We start from the raw sequence: 20,873 nt of genomic DNA, 5'->3' as shown, positions 1-20,873 counted from the left end.
TTTATTCAAAGAATAATTTTAAAGCATTTTTTAAATTTTGTAAATAAAAAGCTATTATTTTTAAATATTTTAAATCAATTAGATGATTATTTTTAAATATACAAAATATTTTTAATTTTTAAAAAGCATAAAATATATGTATGAAAACAAATGACGACATAACCTACCTCGAAAAGATTGCAAATATTTCTCATGACTATTATTTGACAAAATTAAGTATCGGCGAGATATCGGAAAAATATAAATTGAGTCGCTACCTAATCAGTCGATATCTTGACGACGCTTTAGAGCAGGGCTTGGTTAAAATAACCATCAATGCTCCGCAAGAGAGAAATTTCGAATTAGAGAAAAAATTTCGACAGTTGTTTACCATAAAAAATATTTTCATAATTAAAGACAGCGAGAACCCTTCTTTAAAAAATGAAAATGTAATTGCTTTTGCCGCAAAACATATTCAATCTTTAATTGAAAACAGTCAAGTAGTCGGTATGGCGTGGGGTGATACGGTTTATCGAGTAATCGACGCCTTTTCAGCCAAAGTCAAAGAGGACTTGGTTTTTACTCAGTTTATTGGTGAAAATATGAAGTATAAATCGGCTGCCGGATCGGGAAGGATGGTTGAAAAGGCTGCTGCGAAATATAGCGCGCAATTCGTGACAATCGCTGGTCCGCTTTATATTGTTAACAATCAAGCACGTGAACTGCTGAAAAAAGAACCGTCTTTTAATCGGGCAGGAAATCTAATTAAAAAACTGGATTTGATTTTTTGTGGAATCGGAACACTCAGTTCGATTGAATCAATTCCCGCTTGGAACGAAAATAAATCGATCATTTTTCCAGGTGTCAATTTCAAAAATGTGGCTGGCATGCTCTATGGGAGACCCTATAATATCGATGGGCAATTCTTAAATTTGTCCGATGACAAGGTCTTCGGCTCGAATATAAAATCAATTCTTTCAGTTCCCCGCCGAATAGCGTTTACAAACAGCAAGTTTAAAGCGCGAGCCATGCTGGGCGCTTTAAGAGGTCGTTTGCTAACCGATATCATTATTGATGAATCGATCGCTCAAAGAATTTTAATGGAAGCAGGGCGGGACTGATTAATCGTAAATATCCAAGTGATAGCGTTCGACAAGTCGAATAATTTTCTTTGCATAATCCGGATCGGTCGCATAAGCGTTTTTCACTAAAGCTTTGGTCCCATCGGTATAATTTTTTGCATTGATAACATCTTTATATTGCTTTTTAGTCCAAGTTGTTCCCTTTAAAAAGAGACGGTTATGCTGATAAACAGATTCCTGCCAATTTTTGTAAACAGCAAAAGTGCCTTTAACAGTTACCCACTGGCCGTTAACATATTCTTGCGTATCGATTTTGACAGTTTTCTTTGCGTCATCAGAAGTGCTTTTCACACCAAAATAATTATGGTATTTAGAAGCTAAACTGCTTTTGCCCCAATCCGATTCAAGAATCATTTGTGCAATCGTAATCGAAGCAAGAATGCCATCCTTCTTTTGCCGTTTTTGGATATAGGGAGCGACCTTATCAATGAATTTTTGTTCGGCAATCAATGTATTTTCGTGATTAGCCATATCAATTTGATCGTTTATCGAACTTTCGCTGATGAAATAATAAGTGAGAGAAAAAGTCAGTAAAAAGACCAATGATACCGTCATTAGATTCAAAAGATTAGCAGAACCGGTAAAATCGAGAGTCTTTATTTTATTTTTTATTTTATTTAAATTAAATTTCGTCAAGTTGCCAAAGTTTTTTTAAAAACGGATCCTGTTTTGATTGTACCGGAGTTCCCGAGAATTTTGTCTTTCCATTTTCAATAAAATATAATCTGTCAACATTTTCCAAACCAATTAAATGATGGGTCACCCAAATCAGGCTTTTATTTTTCAAAACGCGAAAAATAGTCTGCATAACTTGTCGTTCGGTTAAAGGATCGAGGCTCACGGTTGGTTCATCTAAAATTACAATCGGCGTATCCCTTAATAAAATTCTTGCTAATGAAAGGCGTTGTTGCTCGCCACCGGAGAAACGGCTGCCCGCTTCTCTCATCGGAGTATCCAAACCATCCGGCAGGTTTGCCAATAATTTTCCCAAACCAACTTCTTTTAAGACTTCCATCAAACGATCGTTGTCTGCTTTTGGATCGACCAAACGCAAATTATTAGCAATAGTCATATCAAAAAGATAGGGATTTTGATCAAGAATAGAAAAAATTTGATTTTGGGAATTCTTAATTTGCGATTTTTCAACGCCGGAAATTTCCAAACTTCCACGATCACTTTTTAAATCACCGGTAATTAATTTTAAGAGCGTTGATTTGCCGACTCCGGAACGACCAAGAATGGCAACCTTACTTCCAAAAGGGATATTCATATTAATTCCTTTTAAAACCTCTTTTTTGGAATCATAAGCAAAAGATAAATTATCGATTTTAATATCCGGATGTAGATTCTCCTGCAATTGACTGATCGTCTGCTTTTTAATTGGGCCAAGGCTGTTTAAACGCTCGATACTATCCTTGTAGTAAGTAGCTTCGCTGGCACCTCGATTAAGATCAGTTAAAGCCTCCGACATAGGAAAAATTGCCAAAACAAAAGCCGCAATCAGATCGATTCCAACTGTATGTCCGAAAAACTGCTGGTAGCTCCAAAGCAAAGTAACTACTACCGTCGCCATTAAAAGGCATTCAATCAAAAAATCACGGACCCAACCAAAACGCCGACCGCCCGACTTTACTTTTGCCAACTGCTTGGACAATTCACTTTTTCGATCAGTGAATTTTCGCTGTTGTCCGGAGAGTTGCCAGTCGAAGGCTCCCAAAACGGCATCGGTTGCCAAATCAATACTTTTATCGGCTAACTTCTTTTGTTGGATGATCCTATCCCGGTTCATTTGCCAAGAAAAATACGGAAAACAGATCGCAATAATCATTAAAGCGATAAACCAAAATAGGCAAAAAGCCAAACTAAAAGCTGCCGTAAATAAAGTCACAAAAACATATAAAAGAATTCCACTGGCGATTGGAAAAATCGTTCGTAAATAAAGATTCTGCAACTGATCGATATCATTTGAAAGCAGAGAGATGACTTCGCCGGTTGAATGACTGCCGGCGACGATAGTCGAATTAGCATCAACTGTTTTGAACAATTTTTTGCGAGTCAGGGATACGATTTTTAAAACCCAATTATGGCTCGTTAATCTTTGTGCATATTTAAAAGTCGGCCGGCCGATTCCAAAAGCTCTCGTCAAAACAATCGGCACATATATCAGCATGATATTCGAAGGATGTTGGGCCGCACGGGTAATTAAGTAGCCCGAAGTAAACATCAGTGCCATCGAAGAAAAAATCATCAAAAAACTAAAGAGAACCGTCCAAAAAATACCAATTCGGTTTTCTTTTAAAAACGGCCTTACCCATTGATCGGATTTATTTCTCATCAGTCAGTTCCTTCCGTAATTCGTTCAGTTTTCCATCAAAATCTTCTAATAACTCCCTTGGCCTGCCCTGCTCGATTATGTGTCCATTGTCCATAACAAGTACATAATCCATTTGTTTCAGCCAATGCAAACGATGAGTTGCGAAAAATACCAAGTGATTTTCCAAAAGCGGCAGCATCGTTTGTTTCAGATCGTATTCAGTCTGAATATCCAGATGGGCGGTTGGTTCGTCGAACAAAAGAATGTGACGGTCGCTTGCCAAAAAGGCCCGGGCAAGAGCAATTCTTTGTGCTTGGCCTCCAGAAAGAGATTGTTCACTTTCACCAATCATAGTGTCGAAACCGTTAAAAAGGCCGCTAGCTAATTCGTAAATACCGGCTGCTTTAGCTGCCTTAACAACTTGTTCCTTAGGAGCATCCGGTTGATAAAAAGCAATGTTTTCTCTGAGACTTGTGTGAAAAATATAAGGTTTTTGGGGAATATAGATAATTTGTTTTTGCCAAGAAGTATTTTGAAAGTTAAGAAATTTATTCCGGTTAATCGAAATGTCGCCCCGTCCACTATTAATACCTGCCAACGAACTTAGGAGAGTAGTTTTACCGGAACCCGATAAACCAACCACAGCGACTTTGGCAAAACCGCGAACCAAAAAGTTGATATCTTTTAGAGCCGCCGGCTGCTGACCGTCTGGATATTGAAAGGAAAAATTATGGACAGAAAGAACTGTTTCGGAATCAATTGCCGGAACTTTTAAAGCGGAAATTTCGCTTGTCTTTTTCTGATTAATAACTGATAGAACCTCGGTAAAAGCATTTTTCCCATCCAAAGTCGCATGATAATCTTCGGAAAAAGTCCGCAAGGGTAAGAAATACTCCGGAGCAAGTACCAACAAAGTCAAAGCCGGGAAAAGAGACATCTTCCCTTCCATCAATGAAAAACCAAGAAAAACAGCGATCACAGCGATCGAAAGAGTTGTGAAAAAATCCAAAGAAAAGGTTGAAGTCATTGCAATCGTCAAACTTCGCATTGTCGATTTACGATATCTTTCCGAAGTTTCGTAAATTCTTTTCGTGAAAATTCTACTAAGACCAAGTTGTTTCAAAGTTTGCATTCCACGAAGCGTATCGGCAAAACGATTATTTAAGACTGTGAAATTTCGATACTCGTTATCAGCCCTTTTTTGTGCTGCCAGGCCTAGAATCACAAAGAAAAAAATTATGACTGGGAAAATAAGCAGCAAAAATAAAGCTTCCTGCCAGCGGAGGAAAAACATATAAATTAATAGTAACCAGGGAATAATGCTTAAATCGATTATTTTAATAAATATCAATTGAAAATAATTTTGAACATTATCAATTCCGGCATGTAACAAACTGACCGCATGCCCCGTACCAGTTTTAAAAATCGTTTGATCACCAAAGGATAAATACTTGCCAAGTAATTGGTCTCTTAAGCCCTCACTGGCTGTGACTGAAAAGGAATTTGCCGATCCTTCTTTAATAAGCGAGAAAAAATGTCGGCATAGTAAAGAAATTGCAAAACCGAAGATATATGGAACAGCCGAAGAAAAAGCCGATTGATGCCAAAGTATAACTATCGACTTGGACAGAAAAAAAGCCTGAAAGAGAATACTCACAGCTTGAAGGAACGTCAATAACACAAGCCAGGATAAAATATTTTTAACGCCTTCAATTTTGAAAATTTGTTTATCTATCATAAATTTACCAGCTTCAAGAAAACTAAAATAAAAACTCCAAGCAAGGAACGAATAAGGACACAAGTCGATAATTGGGCAACCTGCTAAGCTCTATTATAGAAGACAGCTCGATTTCGATAACAAAAAAGGCCTGCGTGTATTCTGCAGACCCTAAAAAACATTTTAAACTTTTGATATTTTAGAATTTAACGAGATTTCTTGTCTCTTGGCCATTGGCGATTGCAACAGCAGCATCAAAACTTTGATGAACCATTTCCAAAACAGCCTTGGTAGTATAGAAAGCTGTATGGGGGGTAACAAGAACATTCGGCCGATCGATCAAATCATCCAAACGAGCATCAGGGAACTTTTTGCCTTCCCAGTCTTCGTTAAAGATACCAATCTCATTTTCATAAACGTCCATTACCATACCGGAAACTTTGCCTGAATCAAGAGCGGCAACGACAGCATCGGTATCAACCAAATCTCCACGAGCAACGTTGACCAAAACAACACCGTCCTTCATCTTGGCAATTGAATCTTTATTAATCATATGAATATTTTCTTTAACAGATGGAACGTGCAAAGAAATAACGTCCGACTTGGCATAAAGTTCGTTTAAACTATCAACGTAAAGACCCTGTTTATCAATATCTGGGTTTTTAAAAATATCGTAGGCAACAATTTTTGCCCCGAAGCCCTGCAAAATTTGGATCAGGACACGGCCAATCCGTCCAGTGCCGACAACACCAACTGTTTGCATGCGGACTTCACGTCCAATTGTCGGTGCCCAGCGCAAATCGCGTTTTGCAACTTTTGCATCAAGTTCTTTACTGCGGCGCAAAATCCGCGCTAATTGAATAGCAGCATGTTCAGCAATGGCATTTGGAGAATATGCAGCAACGTTGGAAATCTTAAAACCAAGTTCCTTGGCAGCTTTAAGATCAATGTTATCGATTCCAACATTACGCAGGCTCATTTGGTGAATTCCCTGATCAGCCAGGGCCTGTAAAGTTTCGCGAGTATACGGGAGTTGTTGATAGACAACAACACCATCTGCTCCGGCTGCATTTTTAGCAGTTTCAGGTGTTAATAGTTCTTGAGTGAAAGCAACCTCAACCTCAGGATGTGCTGTCCCCCATTCCTTTAACGATGGCTTTTCATCATCTCGAATTCCATAAGCATAAATTTTCATTCTTTTCCTCCATTTAGACTCCGTTCTTAATTATATACAAAAATTCACAAAGCTCTTATCGTAGATTTCATCAAATTAAATTAATTATATGTATCCTCAAGAAAAAACAAAAATCAACCTAAAAATTGGTTCTTGTAGTTACTCCGGAGAAAAGAATTTATCTCTTTAAGCATTCTTTTTGTCGACGGTGCCTGAGCGAGGTTTTTATTGGTTACTAAGCAAATTGTCCGGGCGAAATTTTTATCGAAAGGATAAATATGAACATTACCGGATAACTTTTTTAAGGCTAATTCCGGTAGTATTCCCAAACCCAAACCACTTTCGACCATCGATAGAATTGACTGATCGTCAATTGAATAAGTTAACGAATTCGGCGTGACGTTATACTGATCGAGAGCTTTTTTAGTATCGCGATCATAATCTATTTGTTGGAGAATAAAACGACGACGGCCGATGTCCTGGTTTGTTACATTCATCTTGTCTTTTGGAACAAAATCAGATGGCGCAACACAGTATATTCGATCTTTAATCAAGGGTTCGACTAAAAGTTTATCGTCGACCGGCAAAGAACTAAAACCAATATCAATCGATCCGTTTGAAACACCATCGGCAATCTGATTGAAATTCCCCTGGAAAACAGTCACCTCGACTTGTGGATATTGATTTTTAAAGCGCCTGATAATTGTCGGCAGCCAATTGATGCAAACACTGCTAAAGGCTCCAATCCGAATTCTTCCGCTATTCAATCCCTTTATACTGGCAGAAACCTGATAAAGTTCTTCCTCAGTATTTAAAATAGCTTGAATCACCGGCAGAACCGTTTTCCCGTCGTTGGTTAATTCAACTCCGCTATGGTTTCTTAAAAACAAAGGGAAACCCAATTCGTTTTCCAATTGGCTAATTGAATGACTGACAGCACTGGGAGTTACGTTTAATGATTCGGCTGCATGAAAAAAAGTCTTTTTTTCGACAACTGCCGCAAAAACCCGGTAAGAAAAATTAACCATAAACATCCCTTTTAAAATTTTAGGTGAATAAAATTCATCAATATATGAAAAAGTTGAATTTTACTTATCTATGATCCGAGCATAACATTAAAAGAGAAAAGTATAAAGAAGTAAAATTCAAATACTTTTATTCTTATCGAGGTGAAAAAATATGAATCGTTTGGCAAGCAGAATAGAAAGAACGTCAAATAGCGGATTAGACAAACTTTTTGCCGCAAAAAAGGAAAATCAGATTGTTTTTTCGGCCGGTTATCCCGACCACAAACTTTTTCCGGAACAGGAATTGGGGGCAGGCTGCAAAAGAGGTTTTTGAAAAAAACCAATTGAAACTGCTCCAATATAATACCAGTGTCGGATTACCGGAATTGCGACAAAAATTAGTAAAAAAAATGGCCTGGCACGACAAAATCAAAACCGACAATGACCATGTAATGTTGACTCAAGGGGCTCAACAGGGAATCGATTTGACGGCTCGCTTGATGTTAAACAAAGACGATGGTTTAGTAGTTGAGGGACCGACCTATATTGGTGCCTTGGCGGCCTTTCAAGCCTATGAACCGACTTTTTACGAAATACCGATCAAAGAAGACGGTATGGACGTTAATTTCCTGGAAGATACTTTAAAAACGCATGCCGTAAAGATGATTTATACAGTTCCGGATTTTCAAAATCCGACCGGCGCGGTAATGTCGTTGGAAAAACGCCGGCAAATAATCGAACTGGCAAACAAATATAATGTTGTAATCCTCGAAGACGGTACTTACCGTGATTTACGTTATAGTGGTCAAAATTTGCCAACGATTAAGTCTTTGGACAGCGAAGGAAGAGTCATCTACGTTAGCAGTTTTTCAAAGATCCTCGCTCCTGGATTGCGTCTAGGATGGTTGACGGCCGAAGATAAACTCTTTAAAGCCCTGATTGGCCTAAAAAGCGGAGCCGATATTGAATCGAGTAATTTAACAATGTCGATTGTCAATACTTACCTGGACGACAACAGCTTGGAGAATCATATCGCTTTGATCTGCAACTGTTATCGCCAAAAGAAAGATGCCATGCTGTCGGCTATGCGGAAAAATATGCCAAGTATCGCTCAATTTACTAATCCTCAAGGTGGATTCTTTATCTGGCTGACAATGCCAAAAAACTTCAATATGGATAAATTTGTCAATCAGCAGCAGCTATCAAAATCTGGCGTTCTAATTACATCGTCAACTAATCTTTATCCTTCCGGAAATATTAAAAATGGTGCCAGAATCAATTTCACAGGTGAATCGCTGGCAAATATCGAAGTCGGTATCAAGAAGTTGGGGCAAGCATTAAGTGCAGCCTGGGATGAACAAATCAAAAACAAAATCATTCAGGTTGGTTAACCAAGTGAACAGAAAACTTTTAAAAAATTAAAAAAAGCCGGTCCGATTAAAGGCCGACTTTTATTTATATAGTTTGAAAGCTACTATGTGAATGATTATTTAAATATGAACTAAAAGATTTTGGCGGTCGGTACTTATTAAAAGTACCTTGTAAAAAATTATGATACTTTTAATTGAAAACAAATAATTTACTTTAACTTTTATACCGTGCCTACTTAATCGAGCGATCCTGACTATAGAACTTGACATAAAGCAATCAGATCAAGCGGAATTATCTTGTCTGTATATTGCTATTGCTCAATTTTTTAATTAACAATCGGATGATCCTTGGCCCTTATCTCAGGGGCGCTCTATAACCGGCTTTCACAGCATCGGAAACAGTCTTAAACCATTGGACAACATTCTTGGTGCGATTATAATAAGTGCTGCCTGGAACATGATAAATATGATCGACAGATCCTTTAATCAGACCATTCCCATTGGCATCAACGTATTCTTGTTCGCCGGTATTATTCGCAGCAGCCTGATTAGCCTGAGCATTACGCTGAGAAGCGGCCTGAGAAGCGGACCTCTGAGCTGCTGCTTGCGCAGCGGCAGCACTGGATGAAGCTGCAGCACGAGCAGCTGCCTGTGAAGACGAAATAACCGCCGCTCTAGAAGAAGACTCAGCCGCCTCTGATGAAGCCTTAGACGAAGCAATCGACGCGGCTTTAGCCGATGAAGATGCTTGAGAAGCAGCCTTTTGTGATGCTTGAGAAGCCGAACTACATTTGATTGTAAGGTGAACGATTGTTTTACTTACATATTTCCTAGGATGCTTTTTAATTAATTTATTAACTTTATTAGAGTCAATAGCGTAGGCAACTTTATTGACAGCTTTTTGTAGCTTGATAACTTTTTTGAAATGGCCTTTTTTATTGGCCCTAACGCTAAACTTTTTATAGCCGCCTTTGTACTGTTTGAAAAATACTCTTTTATCACCCTGAATTCGACCAGAAACAGTGGCTTTACCAGCAGAGTTAGTAACCACAGTGAATTTTCTAGTATGCTTCCCGGTGATATGCAGTTTAATCACTTTGACTGCTTGTTCTTTAGCGAACACCGTCCCGCTAGTGGGCTGACAATTGTTTAAAGCTCCAAAACCCAACAATAAAAATACAGTGACGAATGTAATCACAAAATTATGAACAATTCTTCTCTTCATTTATTACCTTCTCTATATATTTAACTTTCTCTCTAAAAGTTAGCCCATATATTCATGAACTAATTTAATTTTAAACGTTATACACAATTTCGCACACGAAAATTACCGATTTTTGCTACTAGGTTTTCGTCTGTTTTCTATTAAAATTTCTGATTTTTTTAGCTTCCAACCAAATCAATATGCCACAAGACGAAATAAAATAAAAAACTGTCATCTCAAAAAATGACAGTTTTAATACAATGGCCCAACCCGGACTCGAACCGGGAGCTTAGACTTAGGAGGTCCGTGTTTTATCCTGTTAAACTATTAGGCCAAAAAAATTATTGATTATCAGCAGGAAAATCAATTCCAGCACTTTTTCTTAAATCAAAAAGCAATTGATTAATTTGAGTAGCAGTCTTAAGCCACTTCTCGTATTCGGACTGATTTTTCTCACTAAAACGATCATTTAAAACTCTAGCAAAATCATCAGCCTCATTAAAAAGTGGGTTTCGGCCACTGCCATCAGCAACAAACTGTTTATCATGACCATTAATTACAGCGATTTGATTTAGTTCCGAAGGACTGTCAATTTCAATCGTATGTTTGAGACCAAATATTTCAGTTGGAGCAGTTGAAGTAAATACTTTGGAAATAAAAATGCCAACAGAAAATCCACTATATTTCAGATTAATCCAACCAAAAGCATCAATCCCATTCTTTAATAATTGTGCTTTGTAGTCAATTTTTTCAGGATAGCCAAACCAACCAAGTGCATCATAAAGCGGATAAACACCTAAATCATAAAGTGCTCCACCAGAGAAATCCCTTGTAAAAACATTTGGTGGATTATCGGGTTTCGCTAAATATTCATCATACCTACTCGAATAGTGAGCGTAAACCAGATTTGCTCCTTGCAACAAATCAAGATTTTTGACCGTCGATTGTACAACTTTAAAATTCGGATCATGATAATTTCTGGCTGCTTCAAACAAGCGGATTTTTGGATGAAGTTTCAATAAATCAATAATCGTCCTGAATTGATCAGGATTCGAAAAAGAAGGTTTTTCAACAATTACATCAGCATCGTGTTTGATTGCAATTTGTGCATGTTCAAAATGAAAAGAATTAGGAGAAGCCAGGTAAACAACCTGAATTCCAGAATCAATGAAATCGTCGAAATTATCGTAGAGTGAAGCTTTGTTCTGTTGAATTTTTACGGAAAATTTTTTAGCATTTTCCTTGTTACGAGAATAAATAGCTGATATTTCGTATTTTCCGGTTTCGAGCACAGCTTGAGCAAACTGCGCCGTAATCCAATGAGTACCAACCAATCCAAGTTTTATCATTTCTCAATTCCTTCAGATAATTTTTTTAAATCAGCTTTGCTACCATCAAAAACAGATAAAGGCAGGCGGAAGGAACGCATTCCTGATCCAACCTTCCCATTAGCATTATACTGGACAAATTGATTCTCTGAACCCAACCCATCCAGATTGTTTTCAATCAACCAATATTTTAAATTCAAACTGGCTAATTTAGCATGAACTTCATCGTAAACCGTCTTATCGCAACGAACGATGACAGAATTATTCGGATAGTATTCCTTTAGATCCTGCAGCAACCCAAGCAGATTCGTAATTGAATTATCATCGGTAATCGAGTCGTCGGTGACATAGACAGCAATTGGAAGGTTGCCGACCTTTTTGCCGACTTTTCTAACAAAATACAGATAAGCCGAGTAAGCAGTAATCGAGGGATCATAGATAGTCATTGAGCCAACCGAAAGACCGGCATCCTTTGCCGACTTGATCGATGTCAGAAAAAGATTGTCAAAACTGCTGTTACCGGTTGTTGAACGAAAATAAACAAATCTGATGTTTTGAGACTTTAAATAAGAATAATCCGTATAGGGCTGGTCGGAACTGAGTGTTGTCCCTAAAGCGTATTTCTTTAAATTGGCCTTGCTCGCTTGAGAATTACTAGAGCTAATCGAACTGACAGAATTAGCAGAGCTACTTGAATGAGCCTTTTTGTCAGAACTTTTCTTTTTGGCTTTATCCTGCTTATCAGTTATTTTTTGACTAATATTTTTAGCAGAAGAGGCCGCTGCCGATTTTCTGGCTGGAGCTTTAGCAGTCGTCCAAAGCGTAAAAGTCCAGACAAGACCAAAAGCAAGCAAAATAAAGAAAATATAATCCAGAAAATTCTTTTTTGTTCTACCCCGCTTCTTTTGCACGTTTCTTATTATAGCTAAGTCTTAAGGATAGCTATAATTATATTTATGCTCGAAAAGGCAAAACGATATTATCAACGAAAAAGAAGCGTTGTCAACTATATAATTTTTGGCGTTTCGGCTTTCTTCATCAGCTTCTTGGTTTTCGCTCTTTTAGAACAATTAACGCCAATGGATTGGGCTACAGCTAATATTGTTGCCTGGATAGCGGCGACAATATTTAGCTATTACACAAATCGATCATATGTTTTTAACAGCCATCATGAGAAATTTCTATCCGAAGCAATCGAAATGGCGCGTTTTTTCGTTGGTCGTGGTTTTACTTTGATTGCCGAACAATTGATTTTATGGATCGGAATCCAATTATTGGGGATGTACTCTCTAACGGTAAAGCTGATCGCACAAATTGTTGTCATTACCCTAAATTACCTAATCAGCAAATTTATCGTCTTTAGAAAAAAAGAGAAGCATAGCTCCTCCGAGATTAAAAAATCCGATCGATAAATTTGTAAATAAAAACCTATAGAAGCGAATCTTTCATCTCAGTCCTATAGGTTTTGTTTCTTGCTTTTTTAATTTTCATCTATTTTGAAGAATCATAAGCAAGAGGCCTAATAGCAACCAAATTACGCCCATTACTGCTGTCGCTCTCTTCATCACCGACTCAAAACCACGAGATTTCTGCGCCTGGAAAAGATCGCTAGCGCCTCCCGAAAGAGCACTTAAGGCATCCTGTTGCTTACTTGGCTGCATCATAATACTTATTACAATAATGATCCCCAAAACGATTAATGCAGTTAAAATAATATGTTCCATTACATATGTCAGTATATCAGATTGCCCGCCTATAAAAAATCCTGGTATTCCAACAAAATAAAAAAGCCCTCGCAAGAGGACTTTATTTTATATAATAAGCAGTTACTCCAACTTAGCAAAGTGAAGCAAAGTACGAACCATGTTTGAAGTGAATCCGTATTCGTTATCGTACCAAGAAACAGTCTTGACTAATTGTTTGTCGCCAGCAGTAATAACTTCCAATTGAGTTGGGTCGTAAACAGCTCCATGAGTATCGTTAATAATATCAGATGAAACAATTTCATCTTCGTTCCAACCAAAGCTTTCATTACCCTTGGTGTATTCCTTAAAGGCATCATTAACCTCTTCAGGAGTAACCTTCTTTGACAAAATAGTTGTCAATTCAGTTACGGAACCATCAACAACAGCAACACGCTGAGCATGACCATTCAACTTGCCATCAACTTCTGGAACAACCAAGCCGATCGCCTTGGCAGCACCAGTGCTGTGAGGGATTGTGTTTGAAGCAGCGGTACGGTTAGTCCGCTTCTTTGAGCTACGAGGTCCATCAAGAATCATTTGAGTCGATGTGTAAGCGTGGATAGTAGTCATTGTTCCAACTTCAATACCAAACTTGTCTTGTAACAAACGAGCCATTGGAGCCAATGATTGAGTAGTGCAAGAACCAGCAGAAACAATTGTGTCGGATGATGTCAAAGTATCTTGGTTAACACCATAAACAATTGTAGGAATCTTGCCGGCAGGTGCAGAAATTAATACCCGCTTTGCACCAGCATCGATATGAGCCTGTGCCTTTTCTTTTGAAGTATAGAATCCAGTACACTCAAGTACATATTCAACACCATCGTTCTTAACCCAAGGAAGGTTACGAGCGTCTTTTTCAGAATAGATATGATAGTCTTTGCCGTTAACCGTCAAAGTAGAAGTATCATCATTTGCTGAAACATCGGCGTTCAAAGTGCCATGAGTGGTATCGTACTTAAGCAAGTAAGCAAGCATTGAAGGTGTAGTTAAATCATTGATAGCAACGACTTCAATATCTGAAGCTTTATCTTGCAATTCCATGATCCGGCGGAAAGCCAAACGGCCGATTCGTCCGAATCCATTAATACCAATCTTTACAGTCATGGAAAATTTTCTCCTCTTATGAATATTTGGATATTGTCCTAGATCAGTATACCACGGGCTACTGACAAAGCTTGACCAATGAATAGTTTCACGCGCTTTTTCCAGCTTGACAAAAATTTAACAAATTAATTACAGCCAAACAAATAAGAATTACAAACAAGCAAATAGTCTAGTATAATAGTAATGTTCGCGCGAGTAGTGTAATGGATCATCACGTAGGATTCCGGTTCCTGAGATGAGGGTTCGATTCCCTCCTTGCGCATTTTTAATGCTTTCATATCAAGCTTTAATCTAATATGTGTGGCAAATTTGTGACAAAGTAATAATTCAAAATAAAAACGTGCAGAACTATTATTTTTGATTTATCTTACGCTTTTTTATTACGTTCAATACAATTCTGGATGATCCTTTTTAAACAAACTAACTATCCTCTTCTTCATAGCTGATTGATCCATCTTTTGACTGAATTAATTTTTGATTATCTCGATAACCTTGGGTTTAAATTCCGTAAAATAGATTTTCTCGAAACGCCGATGCGAAAGTTCTTTAAATATTATAAAAGAAGCCTAACTGTCGGTTTCAGACGCTTTACCACTAACGATCGGAGTTAATCTTTTGGTCATTAACTTAATTGCGTTGATTGTTGCGATCGTTAAAAATAATCAAAAAAATAACCACTAGTTCGGCAAAGCTAAAGCAGTTATTTTCTTGTCCAGATTGTAGCAAATCTATGAATTGCTGGCTAAAGTTTCACATCTTGAACTAGTCATTGATCCTTGGCATAGCAATAAACTTAACATTATTTGTTGGATGCACAAGATAAGTCAGTCATATTGTCAGTATTTCGCTATCAATACAGGCACACTAAAATTACTTAAAATCATGTTTCTGTGAGCGCTGCCTTATTAACAAGGTAATCGCAAAAGACCTCCGCAACAAATACCAGGGCCTATCCGTTCATTTTTTAGTCGGTCTAAAAAGTATCACAAAGAAATGACTATCTATGAAAACTTAAATAGTATATAAACAGAGATTAAACTAATTAATTGAGCTCCAATTGCAAGCGTGGTGGTAAGAGAATGAGGTATCATTTTACCTCCGAAAATCATTATTAGATCTAAAATCACACCTATCACCAGCAAAAGCAGCCCAGTTAAGAAAAGACGATTAGAATATTTTTTCATTATCAACATCCTTTTATACGTTTTTACCTAATTTTTTTATAGAACAATATTAGAATTAATAAGACTATTTACTTCAAAACAATCAAAATTGATACGAACGTATCAATCATAATTTTCCCCTTTCTTTTTTTAATGTAAATATGATAGCATGATTATAAAATCATGACAAACGATTAACATTTATAAATCTGAGGATATTATATAGAAAATTATGAAAAATAAAGATGGGCTTTCAAAAATAATCGGCTGGTCTTTATCGTTAATACAGATCGTTTTTCTAATTTTGGATCTAATGGTTACTATGTTTGCCACTGGCGTTTTTTTCCGATATAAAGCAACTCTCGATTTTTTAATTATCAATCCTTCGCCACATAAAAGTTGGTTTATTATTAATTGCTAAGCTTATTGCAATGTTTAGGATACAAGTCGACAATTTAAAGTTTAAGCTTCCAAACGCAGCTGACCCTCTTTTCGTTATTTCCCATCTGGTTGTAAAACCAGGTGAAAAGCTGGCAATTATCGGTCCTAATGAAACTGGAAAAACGTCATTTTTGAAGGCTTTAATTTCTAAAACTGAATCATCGCAAATAAAAATCCATAGAACGATTGCTTATGTTGCTCAAGGCGAAGGTTTTACAAGCGAAAGCGGTGGCGAGAAAGTTAAGTGCGAACTGAACGAGGCCTTCGACCAGCATCCTGATATTCTTTTGCTGGATGAACCAACGGCTAATTTGGATCAAGAAAATCAAAATTGGTTAATAAATCAGATTACACACAGCCGCGCTTCAATATTGATAGTCAGTCATGATTAATTTCTGCCAGCCAATAATTTTATTTGGCGATTATAACTTCTTAATGCTGGACGAGCCTACTAATTATCTTGACTTACAAGCCATACATGCATTAACTGACTTTTTAATTAATTATCCGAATAGGGTTTTATTGATATCCCACGACCAGGTTTTCACAAATAAAGTTTCCAAACGTATTTATGTTGTCAAAAACAAACGATTAATTAATCACAAGGCCCTAAATATCGAAAAAACAGAGAAAGCACAAAAAATATTGTTAGAGTATGAATTGGATAACCTCATTAATGGCCCGAGTTCAAATATCGATCAAATAAAAAAATCCGCTCTCAGATAGATCACTCGTGAGATCTCGGCGATCAAATTTTGAGCTTGTCACTCGCCTTTAAAGTGAATCGATTAAATTAAATACAAAAAAATATATATCGAGTCATCGGACTTTAGGAATCAGCTTCCAGCACTAGATAATTAATTCTTTTCAATTGTGAACTTACGACCAAGTGTAGTCAAAACAGGAGCTGGTTCAAATGGCCAATGGCGATATGTCGACCAAGCCAAAGGATCGCTATTATCGAACTCACCGCTTAGTTTTTTAAAATGATGTTCTATTGCCCATTGGATTTGTTCGGCCTGAAGAATCCATAAATTTGCTGTAGAGGTTCCACCAAACCAAGAAAATGTCAAAACATTGGGAAGATCCTCAAATGAATATGTGTAAGAAAGAATTTGATCTCCAGTAACTAAAGCAACAGGTATGTCCATCAGCGCATCATTAGTATTAGCTGCCCAATTAGAATCAGCCATTTTTATCATAGGGTTCACTAAATGACTAGCAACATAATCTTCATGACTTTTTTTAATTAAGGTTTTCCACCAATAATCAGATTGTTTTATTTGACGAAGAGTAAGTAAATGCTGCCCTTGTTTAATTGATAATTCTGCTAGTTGTATCTTATCTAATAAAACAGACGGCATTACGGTCTCTCGCCAACAAGAAAATTGATTATTTAATAACCACCTCTCAAAAGCCGTCAAGGGGAGATACTGCAAGGTAGCAATTCGATCGCAATTATTTCTTTGAGCAATTGTGACCACGTCTTTCAAAATAGATTGATAAATGTGGACACTGTAGTTTGGAACATAGGCCGAAAAGCCTTGAGCATGTGGATGAACAGGATTATTGCTATATGCCATAATCGCCTCCAATTTTCCATTTTGAGCGCGGTACACGTGTATACTATTTGGCTCCTGTTTAATTTTCTGCCATATAATTTCATGATGATTAACATTACGTAAAAAAATTCAGTTTCTTGATTCATAAGATCCTTCGCAAAAATATTTACTCTGATTTGTCAGCCCTTAACATTATGTTTTAAGTCTTCATTTGGTCTGGTTTTTATTATGATCTTTGCATTTGTTAAAACGATTACCTGCATACATTTTAGATTAAAAGAACAGAATGACCCAATGCTGTCTTTTTTTCATGGACGATAAAATATATCGTTTACAAAACTTAACCAGATTGCTTTTATAAAAAAGATTTATTTAAAATTCTCAACAGTTAATTTGTCGATTGCTATTTTGTGAGATATATTATATGCAACAACGGATATAGTTAAAGCAATAAAATAAATAGTCGAAAGAAGATTACTGTAAATGAAATCATCAGATAAAAAGCAAAATCTCCAAAGAAAATTAGAAAGTATCCGTCCAAATAAAGCAGATGAAAAACAAATTTTGAATTTGGCTGTTAGGAGAGCGCGACCAAGTGGTTATTAAGGATTTAAAACAACAATTAAGAAAGCTGGCTTTGGAGAAAAAATTATCTAAAGAAACTCTGGATTTGTTTACCGAGATGGAACGTCCAAACTTTTCTAAAGATCTTGCGACTTCATCAACAACCTGGTTTTGATCATTAAAAACGGAAAGACATTCGCCATTTTGCACAGAAAAAACATAGCAGCACTAGTCGATAAAGACTCTCTAAAGCATTAAGAAAATCCAATTTATAATATTTACCAAATAAATGAGACCTATATAATGGTCTTTTTTATTGCTTTCAATTAATCGTGTCTTCTAAAAACAAAATTACGCGCCAACTGGGTAAGCCCCATACGCATGAGGAGCTTTCCTTGATGATTATGCCTGTCCATCATTACCTTAGCAATTGACTCTCCGCCCTCTTGAACTGTCCGTATTAGTAAACCACTCTGATGTTGGTTAAGGTCAGTAGATATTCCACCGGGCAAAACACCAAAAATTTCAACAGGAATTTCGTGCTTTTTATAATACATAGCAAATGATTTAATCATCGAGTTTAGAGAAGCTTTACTAGCCAAATACCCTAAGGGATTAAAAGAGCCAATCGGCGTGGCAGGAATTGTTACATTCAATATTCTGCCATGATTTCTGGATAAAATTGGTGTAAATGACTTAATCATTTCGAAATTGCCAAGAAAATTAACCTTCGCTAATTGCTCTAATTCAGAAGATTTAAGTTCTAAAGGATTTTTTTGCATATCGCCGGAAATACCGGCGTTATTGATAAGCCCATCAAGTTTTGGATAACGTTCCTCTACATATCTTGCAGCTTTATGGATGCTAGCAATGTCATTGAGATCAATTTGTAGCCACTCTGCAGTGATTCCGTCTTGTTGCAATTGATGAACAGCATTTTTACCACGCTCTTCGTTTCGAGTGCTAATCAAAAGCGTCCAACCGTTCTTACCAATTTGTTTTGCGGTTTCAAAGCCGATACCTTTGTTTGCTCCAGTAATTAACACAATTTTCGTCATTTTTTTGCTCCTCAAGTTTATTAATGTTGACACCGTCAACAAAGAGAAGCTTATCTTATTAAGTTGACAATGTCAACCTTTTTAGATAACATTTTCATATGGTCTGATTGGAGTTGAAGATTATGGCAAAAAATACCCGTGATAAAATCATAGAAACGACAATAAGCATTATTGAAAACAAAGGTATCAATTTTGTTAACATGCGCGACCTTGGGGCACAAATTGGATTATCCCGAGGAGCAGTATACCGACATTTCAAAAACAAAGACGACTTACTGGTTACCATTGCTATTCAATCATTTGTTAAACTCTCCGAGCATATGTCTAAGACAGTCCGGGATAATTCAAAAGAACAATTAATCAATTTACTGAATTACTATTATAATTTCGGCACCAAGCACCCTTCTTTATACGATTTGATGTTTCAAAAGAAATGGACAACTTCCGAATATCAGAACTTACATGCTATAGCGACGCAGCCGTTAGAAATACTCCGCAAGTTCATTCCAAACACGATTGATTCCGCTACTGTACTTGCATTTATTCACGGGCTGATTGAATTGACTAATTCTGGACATGTTGAACCGGAAAAAGGATTAGACGATCCCCAACTTTTAATCTCAACTTTTATCACTAAAATATATGAATAAAATTGTATAAGTATTCATTTTTTAAAACAGTAGACCAAAAACTATTAATCTTACAGCTTTTTAATCTCTTTGGCCACTAGCTAAATAAGAATTAATAAAAAGACGATAAAGAGAGCAACCGACGTTTTATTTTTTTAAATATCCAGCAGAAATCATTATTAAGTATGGAAAAACCAGTTTAGTCAGTCAATAAATGACTTCTAAACCGGTTTTATTAATATCAAATAATTTAAATATATTGTTTATTGGTTATTCTTGTAAACGATCTTAACGCCGGTGCCACTCATATTCTTAGCCATGGCTTCATTCATTTGGTCAAGCGGATAAACATTCGTGATCAATTGAGTCATATCAAGACCTTCATCCTTGGTCTCGCGCAAGAACTCTGTTGCTTCCACCCAGTCTTCTGGAACATAAGCCCATGAACCAGTGATCTTGGTTTCTGGCATGCAAACATCAAAGTGTGGGTTATAAGTAGCTTCGCCATTATCGACAAAGAAGCCAACTTCACAAATACCACCGTGATCGGTCAAGAATTTCCAAGCCGTGCTGGCACCTTTCGTAGAGCCAGTACATTGGAAAACAAAATTGGCACCTTTGCCATCGGTTAGCTCCTTAACAGCAGCAACTGAATCTCCATCATCGATGTTAACCGTCGCAGTTGCACCAATCTTTTTAGCCAATTCTAGTCGACTAGCATTACCATCAACAGCAATAATGTGGCGAACACCCAAAGTCTTCATTTGTGCGATAACCATCAAACCAATTGGGCCAACACCTTGAACAACTACCGAGGAACTGTGCTTAAAGGTGTAGATTTCCTTGGATTTTGCAACAGCGTGACAAGAAACGGCCGCCGGTTCAATTAAAATCCGTAAATCCAACGGCATATCGCTGACATTGAAGACAACGCTATTTGGATTAATAACCATGTAATTGGCAAGCCAACCATTGAAATAATGTTTTTCGCCACCCATCAAACCATAAATATCTCCATTAGCAGCAGGACCACAAACAATCTTGTCCCCGATTTTCAGGGTCTTACCAGTCCAATCATTTTTGACGTTCTTTCCCATTTTGACGATTTCGCCGGTACCTTCGTGACCAAGGTTAACCGGAATATAGTTAAATGGATCGCTCTTGTACTCAAAAACATCCGTACCACAGACGCCACAACCTTCTACTTTGACCAGCATTTCATCATCATTTATCTCTGGAACAGGGAGTTTTTTAACTTCGATTTTCTTAGTTCCAGTTAATACAGCAACTTTTCCATCCATTGAAAACAACCTCTTTTCCTCTATAAGATCCAACTTCAACGTAACATTTTATGTATATTTGTTAAACA

General features: G+C 37.0%; 20 protein-coding genes, 2 tRNA genes and 1 pseudogene. 9 read left to right on the top strand and 14 right to left on the bottom strand.

Going from position 1 to position 20,873, the window contains the following annotated elements; genetic code table 11:
• Positions 1-140 precede the first annotated feature (140 nt).
• On the top strand, positions 141-1,100 hold the full coding sequence (locus J3U91_RS01800; protein WP_002818218.1) for a sugar-binding transcriptional regulator: 960 nt from the start codon (positions 141-143) through the stop codon (positions 1,098-1,100).
• On the opposite strand, the gene J3U91_RS01795 is transcribed toward J3U91_RS01800, so the two are convergent.
• The 5 genes from J3U91_RS01795 to J3U91_RS01775 form a co-directional block, all read right to left on the bottom strand.
• Positions 1,101-1,757, bottom strand: coding sequence for a glycoside hydrolase family 73 protein (locus J3U91_RS01795; protein WP_002818217.1), 657 nt, complete (start codon positions 1,755-1,757; stop codon positions 1,101-1,103). It abuts the gene before it with no gap.
• Positions 1,744-3,456, bottom strand: coding sequence for a thiol reductant ABC exporter subunit CydC (gene cydC, locus J3U91_RS01790; protein ID WP_002818216.1), 1,713 nt, complete (start codon positions 3,454-3,456; stop codon positions 1,744-1,746). Before cydC ends, J3U91_RS01795 begins: the two co-directional genes overlap by 14 nt.
• On the bottom strand, positions 3,446-5,173 hold the full coding sequence (cydD, locus tag J3U91_RS01785) for a thiol reductant ABC exporter subunit CydD (protein ID WP_002818215.1): 1,728 nt from the start codon (positions 5,171-5,173) through the stop codon (positions 3,446-3,448). The genes cydC and cydD overlap by 11 nt, the downstream gene beginning before the upstream one ends.
• Positions 5,174-5,351: 178 nt before the next feature.
• The gene (locus J3U91_RS01780) at positions 5,352-6,347 is read right to left on the bottom strand and encodes a D-2-hydroxyacid dehydrogenase (protein ID WP_002818214.1); all 996 of its coding nucleotides are present in this window, start codon (positions 6,345-6,347) and stop codon (positions 5,352-5,354) included.
• Between the two features lie 113 nt (positions 6,348-6,460).
• Positions 6,461-7,354, bottom strand: a complete 894-nt coding sequence (locus J3U91_RS01775; RefSeq protein WP_002818213.1) for a LysR family transcriptional regulator — start codon at positions 7,352-7,354, stop codon at positions 6,461-6,463.
• Positions 7,355-7,505: 151 nt separating this feature from the next.
• On the opposite strand from J3U91_RS01775, the pseudogene J3U91_RS01770 reads away from it, so the two are divergent.
• Positions 7,506-8,724 (top strand): annotated as a pseudogene (locus J3U91_RS01770) (aminotransferase-like domain-containing protein).
• 334 nt (positions 8,725-9,058) lie between these two features.
• Here J3U91_RS01770 and J3U91_RS01765 read toward each other — a convergent pair.
• The 4 genes from J3U91_RS01765 to J3U91_RS01750 all read right to left on the bottom strand — a co-directional run bounded on the left by J3U91_RS01765 (position 9,059) and on the right by J3U91_RS01750 (position 12,146).
• Positions 9,059-9,928, bottom strand: coding sequence for a sunset domain-containing protein (locus tag J3U91_RS01765; RefSeq protein WP_002818210.1), 870 nt, complete (start codon positions 9,926-9,928; stop codon positions 9,059-9,061).
• A 240-nt stretch (positions 9,929-10,168) separates the two neighbouring features.
• A tRNA-Arg gene (locus tag J3U91_RS01760) sits at positions 10,169-10,241 on the bottom strand.
• A gap of 7 nt (positions 10,242-10,248) precedes the next feature.
• Positions 10,249-11,256: a Gfo/Idh/MocA family protein gene (locus tag J3U91_RS01755; protein ID WP_002818209.1), complete on the bottom strand. Its 1,008-nt coding sequence runs from the start codon at positions 11,254-11,256 to the stop codon at positions 10,249-10,251.
• Positions 11,253-12,146, bottom strand: a complete 894-nt coding sequence (locus tag J3U91_RS01750) for a GH25 family lysozyme (protein ID WP_002818208.1) — start codon at positions 12,144-12,146, stop codon at positions 11,253-11,255. Before J3U91_RS01750 ends, J3U91_RS01755 begins: the two co-directional genes overlap by 4 nt.
• A 45-nt stretch (positions 12,147-12,191) precedes the next feature.
• Here J3U91_RS01750 and J3U91_RS01745 point away from each other — a divergent pair, with 45 nt between their 5' ends.
• Positions 12,192-12,647, top strand: a complete 456-nt coding sequence (locus J3U91_RS01745) for a GtrA family protein (RefSeq protein WP_002818207.1) — start codon at positions 12,192-12,194, stop codon at positions 12,645-12,647.
• A gap of 75 nt (positions 12,648-12,722) precedes the next feature.
• Here the strand turns inward: J3U91_RS01745 and secG are convergent, their stop codons facing one another.
• Entirely contained in the window at positions 12,723-12,959 is a 237-nt protein-coding gene (gene secG / locus J3U91_RS01740; protein WP_002817855.1) for a preprotein translocase subunit SecG, read from the bottom strand.
• A gap of 102 nt (positions 12,960-13,061) precedes the next feature.
• The gene (gene gap, locus J3U91_RS01735) at positions 13,062-14,087 is read right to left on the bottom strand and encodes a type I glyceraldehyde-3-phosphate dehydrogenase (protein ID WP_002818206.1); all 1,026 of its coding nucleotides are present in this window, start codon (positions 14,085-14,087) and stop codon (positions 13,062-13,064) included.
• A 189-nt stretch (positions 14,088-14,276) separates the two neighbouring features.
• Here gap and J3U91_RS01730 point away from each other — a divergent pair.
• From J3U91_RS01730 to J3U91_RS01715, 3 genes are all read left to right on the top strand, one after another.
• Positions 14,277-14,349, top strand: a tRNA-Arg gene (locus J3U91_RS01730).
• A 1,133-nt stretch (positions 14,350-15,482) separates the two neighbouring features.
• A complete protein-coding gene (locus tag J3U91_RS01720; RefSeq protein WP_002818204.1) occupies positions 15,483-15,671 on the top strand; it encodes a hypothetical protein in 189 nt (62 codons plus the stop codon).
• Positions 15,672-15,681: 10 nt separating this feature from the next.
• Positions 15,682-16,083, top strand: coding sequence for an AAA family ATPase (locus J3U91_RS01715; RefSeq protein WP_002818203.1), 402 nt, complete (start codon positions 15,682-15,684; stop codon positions 16,081-16,083).
• 465 nt (positions 16,084-16,548) lie between these two features.
• On the opposite strand, the gene J3U91_RS01710 is transcribed toward J3U91_RS01715, so the two are convergent.
• Positions 16,549-17,274, bottom strand: coding sequence for a hypothetical protein (locus tag J3U91_RS01710; RefSeq protein WP_002817856.1), 726 nt, complete (start codon positions 17,272-17,274; stop codon positions 16,549-16,551).
• A 462-nt stretch (positions 17,275-17,736) separates the two neighbouring features.
• Between J3U91_RS01710 and J3U91_RS09850 the strand changes: the two genes are divergently transcribed.
• Together J3U91_RS09850 and J3U91_RS01705 are read left to right on the top strand one after the other, a co-directional pair.
• A complete protein-coding gene (locus J3U91_RS09850; RefSeq protein WP_002818200.1) occupies positions 17,737-17,859 on the top strand; it encodes a hypothetical protein in 123 nt (40 codons plus the stop codon).
• Complete coding sequence (locus tag J3U91_RS01705) at positions 17,849-17,992, top strand: hypothetical protein (protein WP_002818199.1); 144 nt, start codon at positions 17,849-17,851, stop codon at positions 17,990-17,992. The genes J3U91_RS09850 and J3U91_RS01705 overlap by 11 nt, the downstream gene beginning before the upstream one ends.
• 151 nt (positions 17,993-18,143) lie before the next feature.
• Here the strand turns inward: J3U91_RS01705 and J3U91_RS01700 are convergent, their stop codons facing one another.
• Positions 18,144-18,875 carry an SDR family NAD(P)-dependent oxidoreductase gene (locus J3U91_RS01700; RefSeq protein ID WP_002818198.1) on the bottom strand — a complete coding sequence of 244 codons (732 nt, stop codon included), beginning with the start codon at positions 18,873-18,875 and terminating at the stop codon, positions 18,144-18,146.
• Positions 18,876-18,997: 122 nt separating this feature from the next.
• On the opposite strand from J3U91_RS01700, the gene J3U91_RS01695 reads away from it, so the two are divergent.
• Positions 18,998-19,525 (top strand): TetR/AcrR family transcriptional regulator, encoded by a 528-nt coding sequence (locus J3U91_RS01695; protein ID WP_002818197.1) that lies wholly within the window; start codon positions 18,998-19,000, stop codon positions 19,523-19,525.
• 242 nt (positions 19,526-19,767) lie between these two features.
• Here J3U91_RS01695 and J3U91_RS01690 read toward each other — a convergent pair whose 3' ends face one another.
• The gene (locus J3U91_RS01690) at positions 19,768-20,805 is read right to left on the bottom strand and encodes a zinc-dependent alcohol dehydrogenase (RefSeq protein ID WP_002818196.1); all 1,038 of its coding nucleotides are present in this window, start codon (positions 20,803-20,805) and stop codon (positions 19,768-19,770) included.
• Positions 20,806-20,873: the final 68 nt, after the last annotated feature.

Origin of the sequence: Oenococcus oeni (assembly GCF_020510245.1) — a bacterium.
Lineage (GTDB): Bacteria > Bacillota > Bacilli > Lactobacillales > Lactobacillaceae > Oenococcus > Oenococcus oeni.
The sequence above is the reverse complement of the archived record's forward strand: the minus strand, read 5'-3'. Positions and strand labels throughout refer to the sequence as shown.

What these genes read in the sequence shown, in the direction of transcription:
- J3U91_RS01765 (WP_002818210.1), bottom strand. Translation starts at nt 9,928, where the DNA reads ATGAAGAGAAGAATTGTTCATAATTTTGTGATTACATTCGTCACTGTA.
- J3U91_RS01715 (WP_002818203.1), top strand. Translation starts at nt 15,682, where the DNA reads ATGTTTAGGATACAAGTCGACAATTTAAAGTTTAAGCTTCCAAACGCA.
- cydD (WP_002818215.1), bottom strand. Translation starts at nt 5,173, where the DNA reads ATGATAGATAAACAAATTTTCAAAATTGAAGGCGTTAAAAATATTTTA.
- J3U91_RS09850 (WP_002818200.1), top strand. Translation starts at nt 17,737, where the DNA reads ATGAAATCATCAGATAAAAAGCAAAATCTCCAAAGAAAATTAGAAAGT.
- J3U91_RS01720 (WP_002818204.1), top strand. Translation starts at nt 15,483, where the DNA reads ATGAAAAATAAAGATGGGCTTTCAAAAATAATCGGCTGGTCTTTATCG.
- J3U91_RS01690 (WP_002818196.1), bottom strand. Translation starts at nt 20,805, where the DNA reads ATGGATGGAAAAGTTGCTGTATTAACTGGAACTAAGAAAATCGAAGTT.
- cydC (WP_002818216.1), bottom strand. Translation starts at nt 3,456, where the DNA reads ATGAGAAATAAATCCGATCAATGGGTAAGGCCGTTTTTAAAAGAAAAC.
- J3U91_RS01800 (WP_002818218.1), top strand. Translation starts at nt 141, where the DNA reads ATGAAAACAAATGACGACATAACCTACCTCGAAAAGATTGCAAATATT.
- J3U91_RS01710 (WP_002817856.1), bottom strand. Translation starts at nt 17,274, where the DNA reads ATGGCATATAGCAATAATCCTGTTCATCCACATGCTCAAGGCTTTTCG.
- J3U91_RS01780 (WP_002818214.1), bottom strand. Translation starts at nt 6,347, where the DNA reads ATGAAAATTTATGCTTATGGAATTCGAGATGATGAAAAGCCATCGTTA.
- J3U91_RS01775 (WP_002818213.1), bottom strand. Translation starts at nt 7,354, where the DNA reads ATGGTTAATTTTTCTTACCGGGTTTTTGCGGCAGTTGTCGAAAAAAAG.
- secG (WP_002817855.1), bottom strand. Translation starts at nt 12,959, where the DNA reads ATGGAACATATTATTTTAACTGCATTAATCGTTTTGGGGATCATTATT.
- J3U91_RS01745 (WP_002818207.1), top strand. Translation starts at nt 12,192, where the DNA reads ATGCTCGAAAAGGCAAAACGATATTATCAACGAAAAAGAAGCGTTGTC.
- gap (WP_002818206.1), bottom strand. Translation starts at nt 14,087, where the DNA reads ATGACTGTAAAGATTGGTATTAATGGATTCGGACGAATCGGCCGTTTG.
- J3U91_RS01695 (WP_002818197.1), top strand. Translation starts at nt 18,998, where the DNA reads ATGGCAAAAAATACCCGTGATAAAATCATAGAAACGACAATAAGCATT.
- J3U91_RS01700 (WP_002818198.1), bottom strand. Translation starts at nt 18,875, where the DNA reads ATGACGAAAATTGTGTTAATTACTGGAGCAAACAAAGGTATCGGCTTT.
- J3U91_RS01755 (WP_002818209.1), bottom strand. Translation starts at nt 11,256, where the DNA reads ATGATAAAACTTGGATTGGTTGGTACTCATTGGATTACGGCGCAGTTT.